This window comes from Streptomyces sp. NPDC001903 (assembly GCF_042891345.1).
Classification (GTDB): domain Bacteria; phylum Actinomycetota; class Actinomycetes; order Streptomycetales; family Streptomycetaceae; genus Streptomyces.
In genome coordinates, this window is sequence record NZ_JBIASZ010000001.1 from 401035 (window position 1) to 418079 (window position 17045).

Here is a 17045-nt window from a genome sequence, read left to right on the forward strand (position 1 = left end):
GCCGGCATGCCCGCCCACGCCAAGAGCGTCCTGGACGACGAGCCGGTCCAGCCCTGGCAGTACGACCGCTCCCGCGCACCCGTCGCCGTCAAGGTGCTGGTCGCGGGCGGCTTCGGCGTCGGCAAGACCACCTTCGTGTCCTCCGTCTCCGAGATCACCCCGCTGCGCACCGAGGCGGTGATGACCCAGGCCAGCGTCCCGACGGACGACCTGTCCGGCACCCCGGACAAGAGCACCACCACCGTCGCGATGGACTTCGGCCGCATCACCCTCGCCGACGACCTCGTGCTGTACGTGTACGGGACCCCGGGCCAGGAGCGGTTCTGGTTCATGTGGGACGACCTGGTGCGCGGCGCCATCGGCGGCATCGTGCTGGCCGACACGCGCCGGCTGCGGGACTGCTTCCCGGCGCTCGACTACTTCGAGAGCTGCGGGCTCCCGTACGCGGTCGCCGTGAACCACTTCGAGGGCTCGCACGCCTACGAGCCGCAGGACGTGCGGGAGGCGCTGACCATCCCGGCGCACGTGCCCGTCCTGATCATGGACGCGCGCCGCCGGGACACGGTGGTCGAATCCCTGGTGACGCTGGTGGGCCACGCGCTGGACGCGACGCCGGAACCGTAGGACAGCCGCATCGCCCAGCGCTGCATCGCCGCAGCACAGCACCGCCGAATCGCCGTACCGCACAGCCGAATCGAGAACGTGACATGCGCAAGATACTCGTCGTGGGGGCCGGCCAGTCCGGCCTCCAGCTCGCCCTCGGCCTCCAGGCGAAGGGGTACGAGATCACCCTCATGTCCAACCGGACGGCGGACGAGATCCGCACCGGTCAGGTCATGTCCACGCAGGTCATGTTCGACACGGCGCTGCGGCACGAGCGCGACCTCGGGCTGGGCTTCTGGGAGCGGCAGGCCCCGCGGATCGAGGGTGTCGGCCTCTCGGTCGCCGCCCCGGACGGTTCGCGCCCGATCGACTGGCTCGGCCGGCTCAAGGGGTACGCGCACTCCGTCGACCAGCGCGTGAAGATGGCCGGGTGGCTCGACGTCTTCGTACAGCGGGGCGGACAGCTGGTGGTCCACGGCGCGTCCGTCGCCGACCTGGACTTCTTCTCCCGCACGTACGACCTGGTGCTGGTCGCGGCGGGCAAGGGCGAGCTGGTGTCGCTGTTCGGGCGGGACGCGGCGCGCTCCCCGTACGACGCGCCGCAGCGCTCGCTGGCCGTCTCGTACGTGCATGGGCTGGAGCCGCGGCCCGAGCACCCGCAGACGGAGGCGCTGCGCTGCAACGTGATACCGGGGGTGGGCGAACTGTCCGTCATACCGACGCTGACGGTGTCGGGACGGGCGGACATCCTGTTCTGGGAGGGCGTTCCGGGCGGTCCCCTGGACGCGTTCCGCGGGGTGCGGCATCCGGGTGACCACCTCGCGCTCACGCTGGAGCTGATGGAGAAGTTCACGCCCTGGGAGCACGCGCGGGCGGCGGGGGCGGAGCTGACGGACGCGGGCGGCACGCTGGCCGGGCGGTACGCGCCGGTCGTCCGGAACCCGATCGGGCGGCTGCCGGGCGGCGGGGCGGTGCTGGGCGTCGCGGACGTGGTCGTGGCGAACGACCCGATCACCGGACAGGGGTCGAACGCGGCGTCGAAGTGCGCGGCCTCGTACCTGTCGTCGATCCTGATGCACGGGGACAAGCCGTTCGACGAGGCCTGGATGAAGGCGACGTTCGACAAGTTCTGGTTCACGACGGGCAAGCCGGTGACCCAGTGGACGAACGCGATGCTGAGCCCCCTGCCGGAGCACGTCCTGAGCCTGATCGGTGCGGCCGGGCGGTTCCAGGCCGTGGCGGATCGGTTCGCCAACGGCTTCGACCAGCCGGCCGACTTCGACGCGTACTTCTACGACGCGCAGGACGCGCAGGACTACTTGGCCGAGGTCGCGGGAGCCTCTTCGGCGGAGTAGCCGGTGTCGTCGCCGTCGCCCCCGCTCCCGTTGTCGGGAAGCGCCGGCGCCGTGAACGCGGCGAGCGGGGCGGCCTCGGGATCGGGCCGTACGGCGCCGAGCAGCGGATTGGCCGCGATGGGGGACACCTTGACCTTCGCGCCGGGGCGCGGGGCCTGGATCACCTTTCCGTCGCCGACGTACAGGGCCACGTGGGTGGCGGTGGGGAAGTAGACCACCAGATCGCCGGGGCGCAGCTCGTCCAGGGGCACCTTCGGGAGCTGCGCCCACTGCTCCTGGCTGGTGCGGGGGATGGAGCGGCCGGCGTGTGCCCAGGCCTGCGAGGTGAGCCCCGAGCAGTCGAAGGAACCCGGGCCCTCGGCGCCCCAGACGTACGGTTTGCCGATCTGCTCGGTGGCGTAGGTCAGGGCGGCGCCGCCGGCTGCCGTGGGCGTACGGGGGGTGGCGGCGAGCCGGCCGGAGTCCAGCAGCTCCCGCTGCGCGGTGGCGGTGTTCGCGGCCTCGCGCGCCCCGAGCCGGGAGAGCTGCTCGGGGGTGAGGGAGGCGAGGACCCGCTCGACCTGTCTGAGCTTGAGATCGACCTGCTGTTTGTGCAGTCTGCGCTGCGCGGTCAGGTTCTGGCGGGCGTCGAGGGACTTGCGGGCGGCGGTGGCGAGGAGCTCGGCCCGGCGCTCGCCGCGGGTGAGGCGGGCCAGCACCCCGGCCCGCCGGGCGCCCTCGCGAGCGGCGAGCCGCCGCTGGTCCTGGGCGGCCTGGGGGTCGCCGGTGAGCAGCATCCGGGCGTACGGGGAGAGGCCGACGGCGCCCTGGTACTGCTCCCGGGCCACCCGCCCGGCGGCGGCCTTCTCGGCGCCGAGGGCGGTACGGGCCCTCGCCAGCTCGGCACTGAGCCGCCGCTCCTCGTCCTGCCCGGCCTTGAGCGCGATCTCGGTGGCCTTGTACCCCTCGGCGGCGGCCTCGGCCTCCCGGTAGAGCCCCTGCAGCCGCGCGAGCAACTCCCCGACGCCCAGCCCCTCCGGCCCGCCGGCCCCGGACGCGGCCGCTCCCGACCCCGGCTCCGGCAACGGGTCGGCACCTGCGCCGCCGGGGTCCGGCGCGGCGGAGCCGTCCGCCGCTGCGGTGGCCGCCGGGTCGGCGGCGGCCGCGGTGCGGGGGCTCCGCGGGGCGGTTGCGTCCGCGCCGGGCCCCTGCCCGGCGCCGGGGCTCCGCCGGGAGGGGGCGGCTTGCGGATCGGGGTCCCGCGTCGCGCCGGCGTCCCCGGACGCCGCGCCCTCCGGGACGTCGGCATCCACCGGGCGGAGCCCCTGGCCGTGGGCGGCGCCTGCGGCGGGGGCCGCCGGGGCGGCGGCCCGCCGGGCGGTGGGGGCGGCGGGGGCCGCGGTGGTGCGGGCGGCGGGGGCCGCGGTGGTGCGGGGCGGGCGGGTCGTGGCGGCGGCCGAGTCCGCCGGGAAGCCGGGCACGGACCCGGCGTGGGTGACGGGGAGCGGGCCGGCCGACACGAACAGGGCGGCGAGGCAGGCGGCACGGAGCACGCGGCGTGACATGGGGTCACCTCCAGGCGGCCGATGCTGCCACGCCCGGTATGACAAATCGCCCACCCGGGACGGCCGGTTGCCCGCGCCCACCCGTCCGGCCCAGCTCCCGCGGCTTCGCGGGGGCCGGTGCCGGGCGGGCGGGGCCTGTCGGGCCGTCAGGAGTGGAGGAGGCGGGTCTTGGCCTCCTTGAACTCCTGGGGGGTGAGGAGGCCTTCCCGGGCCAGGTTCGCCAGTTGGGCCAGTTCCGCGGCCAGGCCGGCCGGCGGGATCCCCTGGTCGGCCGCCTTGTGCCCGGCCGCCTTGTGCCCCGCCGCCGCGGGTCCGGCCGGTGCGGGTGCGGCCGGCTCGAATTCGGCCGGCTCGGATTCGGCCGGCGTGGGGCCGGACGGCTCCGGGCGGCCCGCCGCGCGGGCGAGGAGGCCCTGGAGGAGCGGGCGGCCCGTGGGGCGGCGGGCCGGTTCCACCCTCGTGCCGATCGGGCGGATGAACATCAGGCCGCCTCCGTCCGCTCCGGCGGGATCCGGACCGAGCCCGCGATGCGCCCGCCCGCCGCCCGTACGGCGATCGCCGCGTCCTCGGCCCACACGTGCTCCACCAGCAGCAGCAGCGCGCAGCTGCCCCGCTCCAGCAGCTCCGCCGACTCCTTCACGTCCTCGGCCCCGATCAGCTGCGCGGCCTCCCGGTGCCGCAGCAGCCCCTGCAGCTCCAGGAAGGCGTCGAACTCCGCCGCCAGCACCTCGCCGCCCGCCGTCTTCGTGACCACGAGCCCGTCGATCAGCCGTACGACCCCCGCCTTGCGCAGCCCCATCACGGCCTCGACCGCCGGCACCCGCAGCTGCTCCTCCGGGAAGGCCAGGACGATGAATTCCACTGGTCCCATGTCGCGCCGCTCCCACTCGTGACCGATTCTGACTACTCATCGGCACTCTATGACATAAGCGGACATACCATCCGTCCGCTTGCTACGTTTCCGATATGACCGCTCTGACGGCAGAGGTGGCGGAGCCCGCGCCGCCCCCGCCCCCCGACGGCTCCGCGTCCACGCGCAGAGGCGTCGAGCTGACGCTCCTCGCCGGAGCCGTCCTCATCTGCGTCCTCGGCCATCTCTACGTCGGCCTCGCCACCGCCGGCCGCACCCCCGGGTCCGCCGGCCGCTACGCCGCCGGGCTCGCCGGCGCCGCCCTGCTCGCGCACCTCGCCGTCCGCCTCCGGGCCCCGTACGCCGATCCGCTGGTCCTGCCCATCGCCGTCCTGCTCAACGGCCTCGGCCTCGTCCTCATCCAGCGCCTCGACGCGACCACCCCCGGCCACCTCACCGCCGGGGACCAACTGCGCTGGTCGGCGCTGGGGGTGGTGCTGTTCGTCCTCGTCGTCGTGCTGCTGCGCGACCACCGCGTGCTCCAGAAGTACGCGTACCTCTCGGTGGCCGCGGCCCTCGCGCTGATGCTCGTCCCCGTGTTCTTCCCGGCCGTCAACGGCGCCCACATCTGGATCCGCTTCGCCGGACTCTCCTTCCAGCCCGGCGAGTTCGCGAAGATCCTGCTCGCCGTCTTCTTCGCCGCCTACCTGGCCGCCAACCGCACCGCCCTCGCGCTCACCGGGCGGCGGCTGTTCTGGAAGCTGCGCCTGCTGCCCGGCCGGGTCCTGGGCCCGATCCTCGCGATCTGGCTGCTCAGCGTCGGCCTGCTGGTCCTGGAAAGGGACCTGGGGACCTCGCTGCTGTTCTTCGGGCTCTTCGTGATCATGCTGTTCACCGCCACCGGCCGGATCGGGTGGATCGCGATCGGGCTGCTGCTCGCCGCGGTCGGCGCGTACGCCGTCGGGACCTTCGAGCCGCACGTGCACGGCCGCGTCGAGGACTGGCTGAATCCTTTCGCCTCCATCGACAGGGGGGAAGGACCCGGCCAGCTCGCCCAGTCCCTCTTCGCCTTCGCCGCCGGCGGACTGCTCGGCGCGGGGCTCGGCCACGGCCAGTCCTTCCTCATCGGCTTCGCCGCCAAGTCGGACTTCATCCTCGCCACCGCCGGCGAGGAGCTCGGCCTCGTCGGCATCACCGCGATCCTGCTGCTCTACGGACTCCTCGTCCACCGCGGATTCCGCGCCGGGCTCGCGCTGCGCGACCCCTTCGGCCGCCTCCTCGCCACCGGGCTCGCCTCGATCGTCGCGCTCCAGGTGTTCGTCATCGCCGGGGGAGTCACCGGGCTGATCCCGCTCACCGGCATGGCCATGCCCTTCCTCGCCCAGGGAGGCTCCTCCGTCGTCACCAACTGGGTCATCGTCGCGCTGCTCGTCCGGCTCGGCGACAGCGCCCACAGCCCCCGCCCGGCCGCAGCCGGCGGCCAAGGGGGCGGCGCGTGATCCGGTACATCCGCTGGTGCGCGTACTTCTGCGCGCTGCTGCTCGCGGCCCTGCTCGTCAACGTGGCCCGGGTGCAGGTCTGGGAGGCCGCCGCGTACGGGGCGAACCCGGCCAACAAGCGCCCCGCCGTCCAGCGCTACGCCGAGCCCCGCGGGGACATCCTGGTCGACGGGCGGCCCGTCACCGGATCCCGGGACAGCGGCCAGCTGCTGCGCTACGAGCGGACGTACGCGAACGGCCCGCTGTACGCGCCGGTCACCGGGTTCTCCTCGCAGACGTACGGGACCAGCCTCCTCGAGCGCGCCGAGGACGCGGTCCTCTCCGGCACCGATCCGGGGCTCTCGGCCTTCCCGCTCTGGTACGACCTGGCCCGCGGCCGCCCGTCCGGCGGCAACGCCGAGACGACCGTACGGGCGGGTGCGCAGCTGGCCGCGTACACCGGGCTCGCGGGCCGGCGCGGCGCGGCGGTGGCCCTGGAGCCGGCCACCGGCAGGATCCTCGCGCTGGTCAGCAGCCCCTCGTACGACCCGGCGGCGCTCTCCGGCACCGGCGGGCAGGTCAAGGCGGCCTGGGCCCGGCTGAACGCGGACCCCGCGCGGCCGATGCTGAACCGGGCGCTGCGCGAGACGTACCCGCCCGGCTCCACCTTCAAGATCGTGACGGCGGCCGCGGCCCTGGACGCGGGGGTGGTCACCGATGTGGACGCGCCCACGCAGACGCCCGACCCCTACCCGCTGCCGGGTACGGACACCCTGCTGCCGAACGCGGGCACCGGCTGCCAGGACGCCTCGATGGCGGACGCGGTGCAATGGTCCTGCAACACCGTGATGGCGAAGATCGGCGTACGGGTGGGACTGCGCGCGATGGCGGACGCGGCGCGCCGGTTCGGGTTCAACGACGGCGGGCTGCGGGTGCCCGCCTGGGTCTCGCGCTCGAACTTCGACACCGACATGAGCCCGGACCAGCTGGCGCTCTCCTCGATCGGGCAGTTCAACACGACGGCCACGCCGCTCCAGATGGCCATGGTGGCGGCGGCGGTCGCCAACGGCGGTGAGCTCGCCTCCCCGTACCTCGTCGACCGGACCACCCAGGACGACGGGGACCAGGTCCGGCGCGGGCAGCAGCGCAGTCTGGGCCGGGCCATGAACCCGGCGACGGCGCTGCGGCTGCAGGAGCTGATGGTGCAGGTGGTGGAGAACGGCACGGGGCGCAACGCCGCGATCCCGGGCGCGGTGGTGGGCGGCAAGACCGGCACCGCCCAGCACGGCGTCGGGAACGCGGGCACCCCGTACGCCTGGTTCATCGGCTGGGCGAAGGCCGAGGACGCGCCGCGGCCGGGGGTCGCGGTGGCGGTGGTCGTCGAGGACGCGGAGGCGCGCCGCGGGGACATCAGCGGCAATGGCGCGGCGGCCCCGATCGCCCGGGCGGTGATGGAGGCCGCGCTCGCCGCGCCGGCGGACCGTTGACCGGAGCCCTGCTACTGCGCTTGCGTCCCCTCCTCGATCGCCGCCCGCACCTCCGCGACCCGCTCCGCCTCCTCCGCCGCGAAGCGTTCGCGGTCCAGTGCCTCGGCGATCTCCTCGTCCTGGGTCATCAGCAGGTCCAGGTTGGAGTTGCCCATCTCGAAGACGCCCATGTCCAGGTACGCCTTCTGCAGCCGCTCGCCCCACAGCCCGATGTCCTTCACGCACGGCACGATCCGGCTGAACAGCAGCTTCCGGAACAGGTGCAGGAACTCGGACTGCTCGGTGAACTCCTCGGCCTCCTTGCGGGAGATGCCGAAGTTCTCCAGCACCTCCACCCCGCGCAGCCGGTCACGCATCAGGTGGCAGCCCTCGATGACGAACTCCTCGCGCTCGCGCAGCTCGGCGTCCGTCAACTGCTTGTAGTAGTCGCGCAGCGCCATCCGCCCGAACGCCACGTGCCGGGCCTCGTCCTGCATCACGTACGCCAGGATCTGCTTCGGCAGCGGCTTGTCGGTGGTGTCGCGGATCATCCCGAACGCCGCCAGCGCCAGCCCCTCGATGAGCACCTGCATGCCCAGGTACGGCATGTCCCAGCGCGAGTCGCGCAGGGTGTCGCCGAGCAGCGCCCGGAGGTTGTCGTTGATCGGGTAGAGCATCCCGACCTTCTCGTGCAGGAAGCGGCCGAAGATCTCGGCGTGCCGGGCCTCGTCCATCGTCTGGGTGGCGGAGTAGAACTTCGCGTCCAGGTCCGGCACCGACTCCACGATCCGCGCCGCGCAGACCATGGCGCCCTGTTCACCGTGGAGGAACTGGCTGAAGTTCCAGGCGGTGTAGTGCCGGCGCAGTTCGCCCTTGTCCTTCTCGGTGAGCTTGGACCAGTGCCGGGTGCCGTAGAGGGTCAGCGCCTCGTCCGGGGTGCCGAGCGGGTTGTACGGGTCCACCTCCAGCTCCCAGTCGATGCGCTTGGCACCGTCCCACTGCTTGTCCTTGCCCTTCTGGTACAGGGCCAGGAGCCGCTCGCGGCCTGAGCCGTTCTCCTGGCCGACGAACATGGCCTCCCAGCTGAAGCGGGCCGCGCCGGAGGCCGGAACCTGCCAGACGTCCGCGCCCGGGTCCTTGGTGTAGAGCTCGTGCGTCGACACTGACGCCCCCTCGGCTCGTGTACTTCCGTACAGGACTGGATGGTTGGCAGCGTCACACGTTGGTAGACGCGGGGTCAACAAGTCGTGCGCAGGGGATTGACGGTCTTGCTGACAAGCAGTCTCATAAGTGTTGACCGCCGGTAACCCGATGAGCGAGGTATCCGAAGCCATGACGACCGTGACCGATCGAGGCGCGCTGCAGGACGCGCTCGGCCTCCTCAAGGACCGCGAAGAGATCGCCGCGCGACTGCTCGAATCCTCCGCCAAGCACTCCTTCGACCCCGACAAGGAACTCGACTGGGACGCCCCGCCCATCGACGGGAAGTACTACTGGCCGCCCGAACTGCTCTCCCTCTACGACACCCCGCTGTGGAAGAAGATGGGCGAGGAGCAGCGCATCGACCTCTCCCGGCACGAGGCGGCGGCGCTCGGCTCGCTCGGCATCTGGTTCGAGATCATCCTGATGCAGCTGATGGTCCGGCACATCTACGACAAGTCCCTGACCAGCAACCACGTCCGGTACGCGCTCACCGAGATAGCCGACGAGTGCCGCCACTCCATGATGTTCGCCCGCATGATCCAGAAGGCCGGAGCCCCCGCCTACCCCGTCTCCCGCACCAACCACAACCTCGCCCGCATCCTCAAGACCATCTCCACCACCCCCGGTTCCTTCGCCTGCACCCTCCTCGGCGAGGAGATCCTCGACTGGATGCAGCGCCTCACCTTCCCCGACGAGCGCATCCAGCCCCTCGTGCGCGGCGTCACCCGCATCCACGTCATCGAGGAGGCCCGGCACGTCCGCTACGCCCGCGAGGAACTGCGCCGCCAGATGCTGACCGCCCCGCGCTGGGAGCAGGAGCTGACCCGCGTCAGCTGCGGCCAGGCCGCCCGCGTCTTCTCGCTGGCCTTCGTCAATCCGAAGGTCTACGAGAACGTCGGCCTCGACCGGCGCGAGGCCCTCGCCCAGGTCCAGGCGAGCGGCCACCGGCGCGAGGTCATGCAGACGGGCGCCAAGCGGCTCACGGACTTCCTCGACGACATCGGCGTCCTGCGCGGAGTCGGCCGCAGGCTCTGGAAGAGCTCGGGACTCCTCGCCTGAACCGGCTGTTTCGGAGCTACCCTGCGGGCATGACGACCGTACGCGCGTACCGCAGGCTGAGCGTCGAGGAGCGGCGGGCCCAGCTCCTCGACGCCGCCTTGTCGCTGTTCGCGCACCGGGCCCCGGAAGAGGTCTCGCTCGACGACGTCGCCGAGGCGGCGGGCGTCTCGCGGCCCCTGGTCTACCGCTACTTCCCGGGCGGCAAGCAGCAGCTGTACGAGGCCGCCCTGCGGTCGGCGGCCGACCTGCTGGAGCAGTGCTTCGCCGAACCGCAGGCCGGCCCGCTCACCCAGCGCCTGTCCCGGGCCCTGGACCGCTACCTGGCCTTCGTCGACGAGCACGACGCCGGCTTCTCGGCCCTCCTCCAGGGCGGCAGCGTCGTCGAGACCTCCCGTACGACGGCCACGGTGGACGGCATCCGCCGGGCCGCGGCCCAGCAGATCCTCTACCACCTGGCCGTCCCGGCCCCCGGCCCGCGGCTGCGGATGATGGTCCGCACCTGGATCACCGCCGTCGAGGCGGCCTCCCTGATCTGGATCGACGAGGGCAAGCAGCCGGAGGTCTCGGCCCTGCGCGACTGGCTGGTCGACCAGTTCATAGCCCTCCTGACGGCGACGGCCGCCACCGACCCGGAGACCGCCGCCGCCGCGCGGGCCGCACTGGCCCTGGAATCGGCGGACGGCCCGGTCGGGGTCCTGGCCCGCCGCGTGATCCCGGTGGTCTCCGAGGCCGCCCACCTGCTGTGACACTGGTGGAGTGAGAAGCGAACCCACGCCCTTCGAGGGCGGCCCGATGGACGGCCGTGTCCTCCCGATCCTCCTCGGCCCGACCGGCCACCCGCCGAAGTGGTACGAGATCCCGGTCCCCTCTCCCGACGGCGGCCCCGCGACGGTCCTGCTGTACGAGCGGGTCCCCGCGGGCCATTCCAAGCGGCTGCACCTGCAGAAGGGCTGGAAGTACGCGTACTCCCCGTCCGGCCGCAAGCCCGGGCTCCGCTGGCCCTGGACGAAGTCGAAGCCGAAGACGACCCCGCCCGCCGCCTGATCAGAGCCCGGGCACGGGTGCGGCCGAGGGCTCCGGCAGCGTCAGGACGGCCAGCGCCCCGCCGCCCTGCGCCTCCCGGAACTCCAGCCGCGCGCCGATGACCTCCGCCTGCCCCACCGCGATGGTCAGCCCCAGCCCGTGCCCCTTGCCCGAGCCCACGCCACCGGTCCGGAACCGCTGCGGGCCGTGCGCCATCAGGTAGTCCGGGAACCCGTCGCCGTGGTCCCGTACGGTCACCACCGGACCGTCCACCGTCAGCACCACCGGCGCCCTCCCGTGCTTGTGCGCGTTGGCCACCAGATTCCCGAGCACCCGCTCCAGCCGGCGCCGGTCCGTCTCGACGTGCGCGTCCCGGACCACCACCAGCTCCGTCGGCGTCCCGGACGCCCGGACCACCCGCCCCGCCAGGCGCGCCAGCTGGTGCAGGTCCGTCTCCACCACCTCGCGCCCCGAGTCCAGCCGCGAGATCTCCAGCAGGTCCTCGGTCAGCTTGCGCATCGTCCGCACCCGCTCCCGGACCAGCTGCGTGGCCCGCCCCTCGGGGAGCAGCTCCGACGCCGCCTGCAGACCCGTCAGCGGCGTGCGCAGCTCGTGCGCGACGTCCGCCGTGAACCGCTGCTCGCTCAGCAGCTTCGCCTGCAGGGTCCCGGCCATCGTGTCGAGCGCGCCCGCCACCGTCGCCACCTCGTCCTGGTGCCGGGAGGGGTCCTTCGTACGCGGATCGTCCACCCGCGCGTCCAGATCGCCCTGGGTGATCCGCCGGGCCACGGTCGCCGTCTGGTGCAGCCGGCGCGTCACCCGGGTCACCGCGAAGGCGCCCACCAGCAGCGTGCCGCCGATCGCGAGCACGGAGGAGCCGATGATCGCGTTGTCCAGGCCGTTGATCGTCCGCGCGCTCTGCGCGTAGTCCACGGCCGCGGCCAGGACCTTGCCGTCCGCCGGGGCGGCCGCCCACATCGTCGGCCGGCCCCGGTGGTCGGCCACCATCGTGGCGCGCTGCCCGGACATCGCCAGGGCGCGCAGCTCCGGGGGCAGCCCCACCGGGTCGATCCCCGCGCGGGGCGGGAGGGCCTCGCCGGCCTCGTACTCGCGGGACACGTCGTGCAGCCTCTCCAGCGCCCTGTCCCGCGCGGCCGCGACGGTCTGCCGGGTCACCTCCACGTGCACCAGTGCGCCGAGCACGGCCGCGAGCGAACAGCACATCACGACGATGAACAGCCCGGCCTTCCAGGTCAGCGTGGCCGTCCAGGCGGGCAGCCGCCCCCGCACCCTTCTCACGGCGCCCCCTCGGCGGTCGGCTTCGGCGGCCGGGAGGGGGAGGGGCTCTGCGCGGTCCCCGGCAGCCGTACGATCTGCTCGCGCGTCGGCAGCATCGTCCGCTGCTTCTCGTCCCAGGACCACGCGGTGATCAGCTCGTAGCCGGGATGGCCGCTCGGCATCCGCAGGATCACGTCCCGCCCGGCCACCTCCACGGTGACCACGGTCTGCGTCGTCGCCATGATCCGGTTGAGGCGCCCGTCCGGGTCCGCCGTGTACGCCCGTACGGACATCATCCGATCCGGCATCTCGATGCCGATGACGAGCTCGTCGCGGCCGTTGCCCGTCAGATCCCGGTAGTACGGGGCCAGGACCGGGCACTTCTCGCGGGGCTGCCCCGCCCGCCCGCACGCCTTGATCGCGGCGACGGTCTCCGCGGGCATCCCGTCGGGGCCGACCTCGGTGTTCGGGTGGGCGGTCAGCTCCGCCTGGACGAGGGCCACCGGATCGACCTCGTGCACGTTCTGCCCCGTCACGGGCGCCAGCCCCCGCACGTACTCCGGCGGGGCGCCCCCCGGATCGGCAGGCGGTACGGACGCCCCCTTGCGCTCCGGCCACAGGTGTACGGGCCCGCTCGCGGTCGGGGTCGGACCGGCGCTCACGGGGCCGCCGGTGTCGCCGCAGCCCGCGAGCAGGGGCAGCAGCGGGAGCAGGGGCAGGGCGAGCAGGGCGGCGCGGGTCATCGGCGAATCTTAGCCTTATGCGGAGATATGACCGTTTAAGGAGCCTTCGGGGCCTCCCGGGCGGTCGCGGATCAGCCCTCGGTGCGCCCGCGGCGCAGCATCGCGAAGCCCAGTCCGGCGGCGCCCACGGCCGCGATGCCGCCACCCGCGGCGAGCAGCAGCACACCGTCGCCCGGCCCGTCCGCCAGCGTGTCCAGCGTCCCGCCGGCGACCGTGCGGGCGTGCCCGGCGGAGGCCTGGACGACCTTGCCGTCCCGGATCCCGGTCTTGTACCCGTCGGCGACGGGCGTGGCGGTGTGGCCGCCCGCGCCGTCCGTCTCGCCGACCCAGGAGGAGAGCCGGCCGTCGGGCTGCAGGGCCGCGTGGAGCGTGCCCGAGCGGCCGAAGCCGGCCACCCCGTCACGGCTGGTCAAGGTGGCGGCCTTGGCGCCGTCGGCGGCCAGGATGTCGGCCTGGAAGCCGCCCCCGGCGACCCGGTAGACGTTCGCCCTGGACACGCCGTCCGCCAGGGCGAGGCTCTTGACCAGGGTCCGCGGCACGCCTGCGGACCGCGCTGCCGACGCGGCGGGCACCCCTTCGGCGAGTGCGGCAGCGGCGGGCAGCGCGAGGAGGGTTCCGGCGCAGACGGTCACTGCGGCGGCTCGTACGAGAGTGCGGCGGTTGACGGTGCTCACGGGAAATCCTTCGGTCCGGTCCAGGTGCGACAAACCTAGGAGCCCGCTGTGTCAGTACCGCGATGAGCATGTAACAGGCACCCGGCGGAGTCCCGTAGAAGCTGTTACACGGCCGAGAACTCCACCGGGGGATTGCCGAGGGGCGTCCGGGCTGCTCCCATGTACGGCGGGGGGTGAGGTCCATGCGTGGACTCAAGGTGCTGCCGAGCGGCCGCCCCGGCCGCGGCCGGCTCTACGTCAACCTGCCCGACGGCCGGGCGGTGGCCTGGTACGACCGGCAGACCAACCGGATCAGCGTGCTCGCCGACCAGCACCGCGACGCGGTCGTGGCGGCGTTGCGCCCGTACATCGCCGGCCCGTTCACGGTCGGTCCGCCGCCGGTGCCCACACCGGCGGACCTGCGCAGACTCGCCCTTCCGCCGGACGAGGACCTGGCCCCGAACCGCCCCGGCGAACTCCTGCTGGGCGAACTGGAACACGGTGCGGCGGGCACCCGGACCCGCCACCGGCTCCGCCAGGACCTGACCGCCCAGCAGCGCATGGGCGACCTCCTCGACACCCTCGAACCGGACGGCTGGCGGGTCCTGCACGGCGTCCCGCTCCCGGGCCTGGGCGGCATCGACCACCTGCTCATAGGCCCCGCGGGGATCTTCTGCGTCCGCACGGTGCCCGGGCGCCGCCAGCGGGCGGCCGTCGGGGACCTGCTGCTGACGGTGGGCCGCGCCGAGCCGCGCCCGGACCCGCGCTGGATCCGCCGGGCCGCCGCCGCGGCCACCCGGGCGCTCGCGGCCCCGGTCCTGCCGGCCCTGGCCCTGGTCGACGCCTCCCGCGTCGACGTGGCCCCGACGGTCCGCGACATCCGCGTCCTGGAGGCGGCGACGGCCCGGGCCCACCTCGCCTCGGCCCCGACCACCCTCAAACCCCCGGACATGGAAGCCCTGTTCACCCAGGCCCGCGACGCGCGCACCTGGCTCCCGCCCCTCCCGCACCGACCCCGCCCGCGCTCGTCCGCGTTCCGCAGGCCCGGGAGCGGCAGGTAGGCCGTCAGGAGCGCAGCGCGCGGGGCTCCTTGCCCAGGCGGCGGCGCAGCAGGGCCCGCAGGGCGCCGGGGCTCTCGTAGCCGACCCTGCGGGCGACCGCCGCCAGCGGCAGGCCGGTGGTGCGCAGCAGGTGCTCGGCCTGCTCCACCCGCAGGTCCTGCACCAGCCGGATCGGCGTGCGGCCGAGCGTGCGGGCGACCGTGCGCTGCAGGGTGCGCTCGCTGACCCCGAGGTCGCGGGCCGCCTCGGCGATGGACAGCGGCTGCGCGATGCGGGCCCGTACCCACTGCTCGAAGGCGGCCACCAGCGGATCGTGGCGGGCCAGGGCGCTCGGGATGGCGTAGGCGGCCTGCGAGGCCCGGTCGTCGACCACGAGGTAGTGCCGCACCAGGTCGGCGAGGGCGGGGCTGCGCATCCCCACGATCGCCAGCGCGAGGTCGAGGTGGCCGAACGCGGCGCCGGCGGTGGTGATCCCGTCCGAGGTGGTGACCATCCGCGTCTCGTCCACGGTGACCTTGCGGTAGCGGTCCCGGAAGACCGGGGCGAGCCACCAGCTGGTGGTGGCCCGGTGGCCGTCGAGCACCCCGGACTCGGCGAGCAGGAACGTTCCGGTGCAGGACGTGGCGAGGGGGGTGCGCCGTTCGCGGGCCTCGGTGAGCAGCCGGCGCGCGGTGCGGTGCCCGGCGGAGGCCACCGTCTCCACCAGCGCCTCGGGGCGGCGCTCCATGAGGGCGGGCACGACGAGGAGGTCGGCGTCCTCGGCGGTGCGCGCGGGCTCGGTTTCGATCCGGTGGCCCAGGCCCGTACGGACCGTGCGCCTGACGCCGACGGTGCGGATGTCGAAGGCGGGCGGCGGGGCTCCCGCCAGCCGGCCGCGCAGGGCGTTGGCCGTGTGCAGGACGTCGAGGACGGCCGAGACGCCGGAGTCGAACACCCCGTCGAGGACCAGGACGGCGGTTTTCACCGGCTCACCCTAGCGGTCGCGACCGTGTAGGGGCGAGTGTCGGAATCGGTGCGCAAGGTGCCGGATCCGTCACTCCCGCGGCGGGCGGGGGCGCGCCTAGGCTCGGGTCATGACCACGCTCCGGACCACCCCGTACGCCGCCTCCGCCGACGCCGACCGCTCCCGCACCCACACGTGGCACTCGCGCCCCGAACTCACCCCGGAGATCCTGGGCATGAGCGGGCTCGAGATCCTCCAGGCGTGCCTCAAGGGCGTCCTGCCCGCGGCCTCGATCATGAGCACCCTGGGCTTCCGGCTGACGGAGGCCGAGGAGGGCTTCGTCGTCTTCGAGGGGGATCCGGGCGACCACCTCCTCAACCCGATGGGCACGGTGCACGGCGGGTTCCTCGCCACGCTCCTCGACTCCGCGCTCGGCTCGGCCGTGATGACCCGCCTCCCGGCGGGCACCACGTACACGACCGTGCAGTTGGGGGTGCACATGATCCGCCCGGTGCTGGCGCACACGCCCACGCTGCGGTGCGAGGGGACCGCCCTGCACGTGGGCCGCACCACCGCCACGGCCGAGGCGCGGGTGGTCGGCGCCGAGGACGGCAAGCTGTACGCGCACGCCACGACCACCTGCGTGGTCCTGCGCTCCTGATCCCGGCGCGCGTTCAGGCGGAGGCCCGCTTGCGCGGGGTCGCCTTCTTCGCCGCGGCGGTCGTCTTCTTCGCCGAGGCCGCCTTCGACGTGGACTTGGCGGTGGACTTGGCGGTGGACTTCGTGGCCGTCGACTTCGCGGCCGCCGGCTTGCCCGCGGCGGACTTGGTCGAAGTCGACTTGGTGGAGGCGGTCTTCCTCGTCGCGGCGGCCGCCGTCTTCTTCGTCGCCGCGGCCGTGGACTTCTTCCCGCCCACCGCCTTCGGCGCGGCCGCGGCCGTCTTCCGCCGCAGCGGGGTGACCTCCGCCTCCGGGCCCGCCTCCCCCCGCGAGGCCTTCGCCGCGCTCACGCTCTTCTCCAGCGCCGCCATCAGGTCGATGACCTTCCCGCCCGCCGGTTCCACCTCGGCCTCAGCGGGAGGCTCGAACGCGCCCTCCGACTTCGCCGAGATCATCGCCTCCACGGCCTGCCGGTACTCGTCCGTCAGCGAGTCCATCTCCACCTCGCCCAACGTCGCCATCAGCGCGTCCGCCAAGTCCAGCTCGGCCTCCCGCACCGACACGTTGCCCTCCGGAGCCACCCCCTCCGGCGCGCGGATCTCGTCCGGCCAGAGCAGTCCGTGCATCGCGATCACGTCGTCGACCACCCGCAGCATGCCGAGCCGCTCCCGCCCCCGCAGCGCGTACTTGGCGATCGCGACCTTCCGGCTCCGCTTCAGCGCCTCCCGCAGCAGGGTGTACGGCTTGGCCGCCGTGGGGCCGTTCGCCGCGAGGTAGTACGCCGCGTCCATCTGGAGCGGGTCGATCTCGTCGGCCGGTACGAACGACACGATCTCGATCGTCTTCGCCGTGGCGATCGGCAGCTGCGCCAGGTCCTCGTCGGTGATCGGGATGATCGACCCGTCCGCCTCCTCGTACCCCTTGCCGATCTCGGCGGTCGCCACCTCCTCGCCGTCCAGCTCGCACACCTTGCGGTAGCGGATCCGTCCGCCGTCGCCCAGGTGGATCTGGCGAAAGGAGATCGAGTGGCTCTCGGTGGCGTTCACCAGCTTGATCGGGATGCTGACCAAGCCGAAGGAGATCGCCCCGTTCCAGATGGATCGCACGGTTCCTCCCGATTCATGGC

At 73.6% G+C, this 17045-nt stretch carries 18 protein-coding genes; 9 read left to right on the forward strand and 9 right to left on the reverse strand.

From position 1 onward, the window contains the following. Positions 1-6: 6 nt before the first annotated feature. Both ACFYZS_RS01840 and ACFYZS_RS01845 read left to right on the forward strand, forming a co-directional pair. Positions 7-624 carry an ATP/GTP-binding protein gene (locus ACFYZS_RS01840; RefSeq protein WP_389006288.1) on the forward strand — a complete coding sequence of 206 codons (618 nt, stop codon included), beginning with the start codon at positions 7-9 and terminating at the stop codon, positions 622-624. A gap of 83 nt (positions 625-707) precedes the next feature. Beyond that, a complete protein-coding gene (locus tag ACFYZS_RS01845) occupies positions 708-1958 on the forward strand; it encodes a styrene monooxygenase/indole monooxygenase family protein (protein WP_389005737.1) in 1251 nt (416 codons plus the stop codon). Here ACFYZS_RS01845 and ACFYZS_RS01850 read toward each other — a convergent pair. From ACFYZS_RS01850 to ACFYZS_RS01860, 3 genes are all read right to left on the reverse strand, one after another. Continuing rightward, positions 1919-3502 carry an NlpC/P60 family protein gene (locus ACFYZS_RS01850; RefSeq protein WP_389005739.1) on the reverse strand — a complete coding sequence of 528 codons (1584 nt, stop codon included), beginning with the start codon at positions 3500-3502 and terminating at the stop codon, positions 1919-1921. The genes ACFYZS_RS01845 and ACFYZS_RS01850 overlap by 40 nt on opposite strands. Before the next feature lie 146 nt (positions 3503-3648). After that, entirely contained in the window at positions 3649-3984 is a 336-nt protein-coding gene (locus tag ACFYZS_RS01855) for a hypothetical protein (RefSeq protein WP_389005741.1), read from the reverse strand. Continuing rightward, positions 3984-4373, reverse strand: coding sequence for a DUF6325 family protein (locus ACFYZS_RS01860; RefSeq protein ID WP_389005743.1), 390 nt, complete (start codon positions 4371-4373; stop codon positions 3984-3986). The genes ACFYZS_RS01855 and ACFYZS_RS01860 overlap by 1 nt, the downstream gene beginning before the upstream one ends. A 95-nt stretch (positions 4374-4468) precedes the next feature. Between ACFYZS_RS01860 and ACFYZS_RS01865 the strand changes: the two genes are divergently transcribed. After that, the gene (locus tag ACFYZS_RS01865; RefSeq protein ID WP_389005745.1) at positions 4469-5851 is read left to right on the forward strand and encodes an FtsW/RodA/SpoVE family cell cycle protein; all 1383 of its coding nucleotides are present in this window, start codon (positions 4469-4471) and stop codon (positions 5849-5851) included. After that, a complete protein-coding gene (locus tag ACFYZS_RS01870) occupies positions 5848-7317 on the forward strand; it encodes a penicillin-binding transpeptidase domain-containing protein (RefSeq protein ID WP_389005747.1) in 1470 nt (489 codons plus the stop codon). Before ACFYZS_RS01865 ends, ACFYZS_RS01870 begins: the two co-directional genes overlap by 4 nt. Positions 7318-7328: 11 nt before the next feature. Here ACFYZS_RS01870 and ACFYZS_RS01875 read toward each other — a convergent pair whose 3' ends face one another. Further along, positions 7329-8459 carry a ferritin-like domain-containing protein gene (locus tag ACFYZS_RS01875; RefSeq protein WP_389005749.1) on the reverse strand — a complete coding sequence of 377 codons (1131 nt, stop codon included), beginning with the start codon at positions 8457-8459 and terminating at the stop codon, positions 7329-7331. Between the two features lie 169 nt (positions 8460-8628). Here ACFYZS_RS01875 and ACFYZS_RS01880 point away from each other — a divergent pair, with 169 nt between their 5' ends. From ACFYZS_RS01880 to ACFYZS_RS01890, 3 genes are read left to right on the forward strand one after another with little or no spacing between them, the layout of a single operon-like run. After that, complete coding sequence (locus ACFYZS_RS01880; RefSeq protein WP_389005751.1) at positions 8629-9558, forward strand: diiron oxygenase; 930 nt, start codon at positions 8629-8631, stop codon at positions 9556-9558. Between the two features lie 29 nt (positions 9559-9587). Continuing rightward, positions 9588-10304 (forward strand): TetR/AcrR family transcriptional regulator, encoded by a 717-nt coding sequence (locus ACFYZS_RS01885; RefSeq protein ID WP_053689378.1) that lies wholly within the window; start codon positions 9588-9590, stop codon positions 10302-10304. A gap of 10 nt (positions 10305-10314) precedes the next feature. Beyond that, on the forward strand, positions 10315-10602 hold the full coding sequence (locus ACFYZS_RS01890; RefSeq protein WP_389005753.1) for a hypothetical protein: 288 nt from the start codon (positions 10315-10317) through the stop codon (positions 10600-10602). Here ACFYZS_RS01890 and ACFYZS_RS01895 read toward each other — a convergent pair whose 3' ends face one another. The 3 genes from ACFYZS_RS01895 to ACFYZS_RS01905 form a co-directional block, all read right to left on the reverse strand. Then, a complete protein-coding gene (locus tag ACFYZS_RS01895; protein ID WP_389006290.1) occupies positions 10603-11871 on the reverse strand; it encodes an ATP-binding protein in 1269 nt (422 codons plus the stop codon). 5 nt (positions 11872-11876) lie between these two features. Beyond that, positions 11877-12602 (reverse strand): hypothetical protein, encoded by a 726-nt coding sequence (locus ACFYZS_RS01900; protein ID WP_389005755.1) that lies wholly within the window; start codon positions 12600-12602, stop codon positions 11877-11879. A gap of 71 nt (positions 12603-12673) precedes the next feature. After that, positions 12674-13276 (reverse strand): hypothetical protein, encoded by a 603-nt coding sequence (locus ACFYZS_RS01905; protein WP_389005757.1) that lies wholly within the window; start codon positions 13274-13276, stop codon positions 12674-12676. Positions 13277-13458: 182 nt separating this feature from the next. Here ACFYZS_RS01905 and ACFYZS_RS01910 point away from each other — a divergent pair, with 182 nt between their 5' ends. Continuing rightward, entirely contained in the window at positions 13459-14316 is an 858-nt protein-coding gene (locus ACFYZS_RS01910; protein ID WP_389005759.1) for a nuclease-related domain-containing protein, read from the forward strand. A gap of 4 nt (positions 14317-14320) precedes the next feature. Here ACFYZS_RS01910 and ACFYZS_RS01915 read toward each other — a convergent pair whose 3' ends face one another. Then, on the reverse strand, positions 14321-15280 hold the full coding sequence (locus tag ACFYZS_RS01915; RefSeq protein WP_389005761.1) for a GlxA family transcriptional regulator: 960 nt from the start codon (positions 15278-15280) through the stop codon (positions 14321-14323). A 109-nt stretch (positions 15281-15389) separates the two neighbouring features. Here ACFYZS_RS01915 and ACFYZS_RS01920 point away from each other — a divergent pair, with 109 nt between their 5' ends. Further along, entirely contained in the window at positions 15390-15920 is a 531-nt protein-coding gene (locus ACFYZS_RS01920; RefSeq protein ID WP_389005763.1) for a PaaI family thioesterase, read from the forward strand. A 13-nt stretch (positions 15921-15933) separates the two neighbouring features. Here ACFYZS_RS01920 and ACFYZS_RS01925 read toward each other — a convergent pair whose 3' ends face one another. Continuing rightward, positions 15934-17025: a Ku protein gene (locus tag ACFYZS_RS01925; protein WP_389005765.1), complete on the reverse strand. Its 1092-nt coding sequence runs from the start codon at positions 17023-17025 to the stop codon at positions 15934-15936. Positions 17026-17045: the final 20 nt, after the last annotated feature.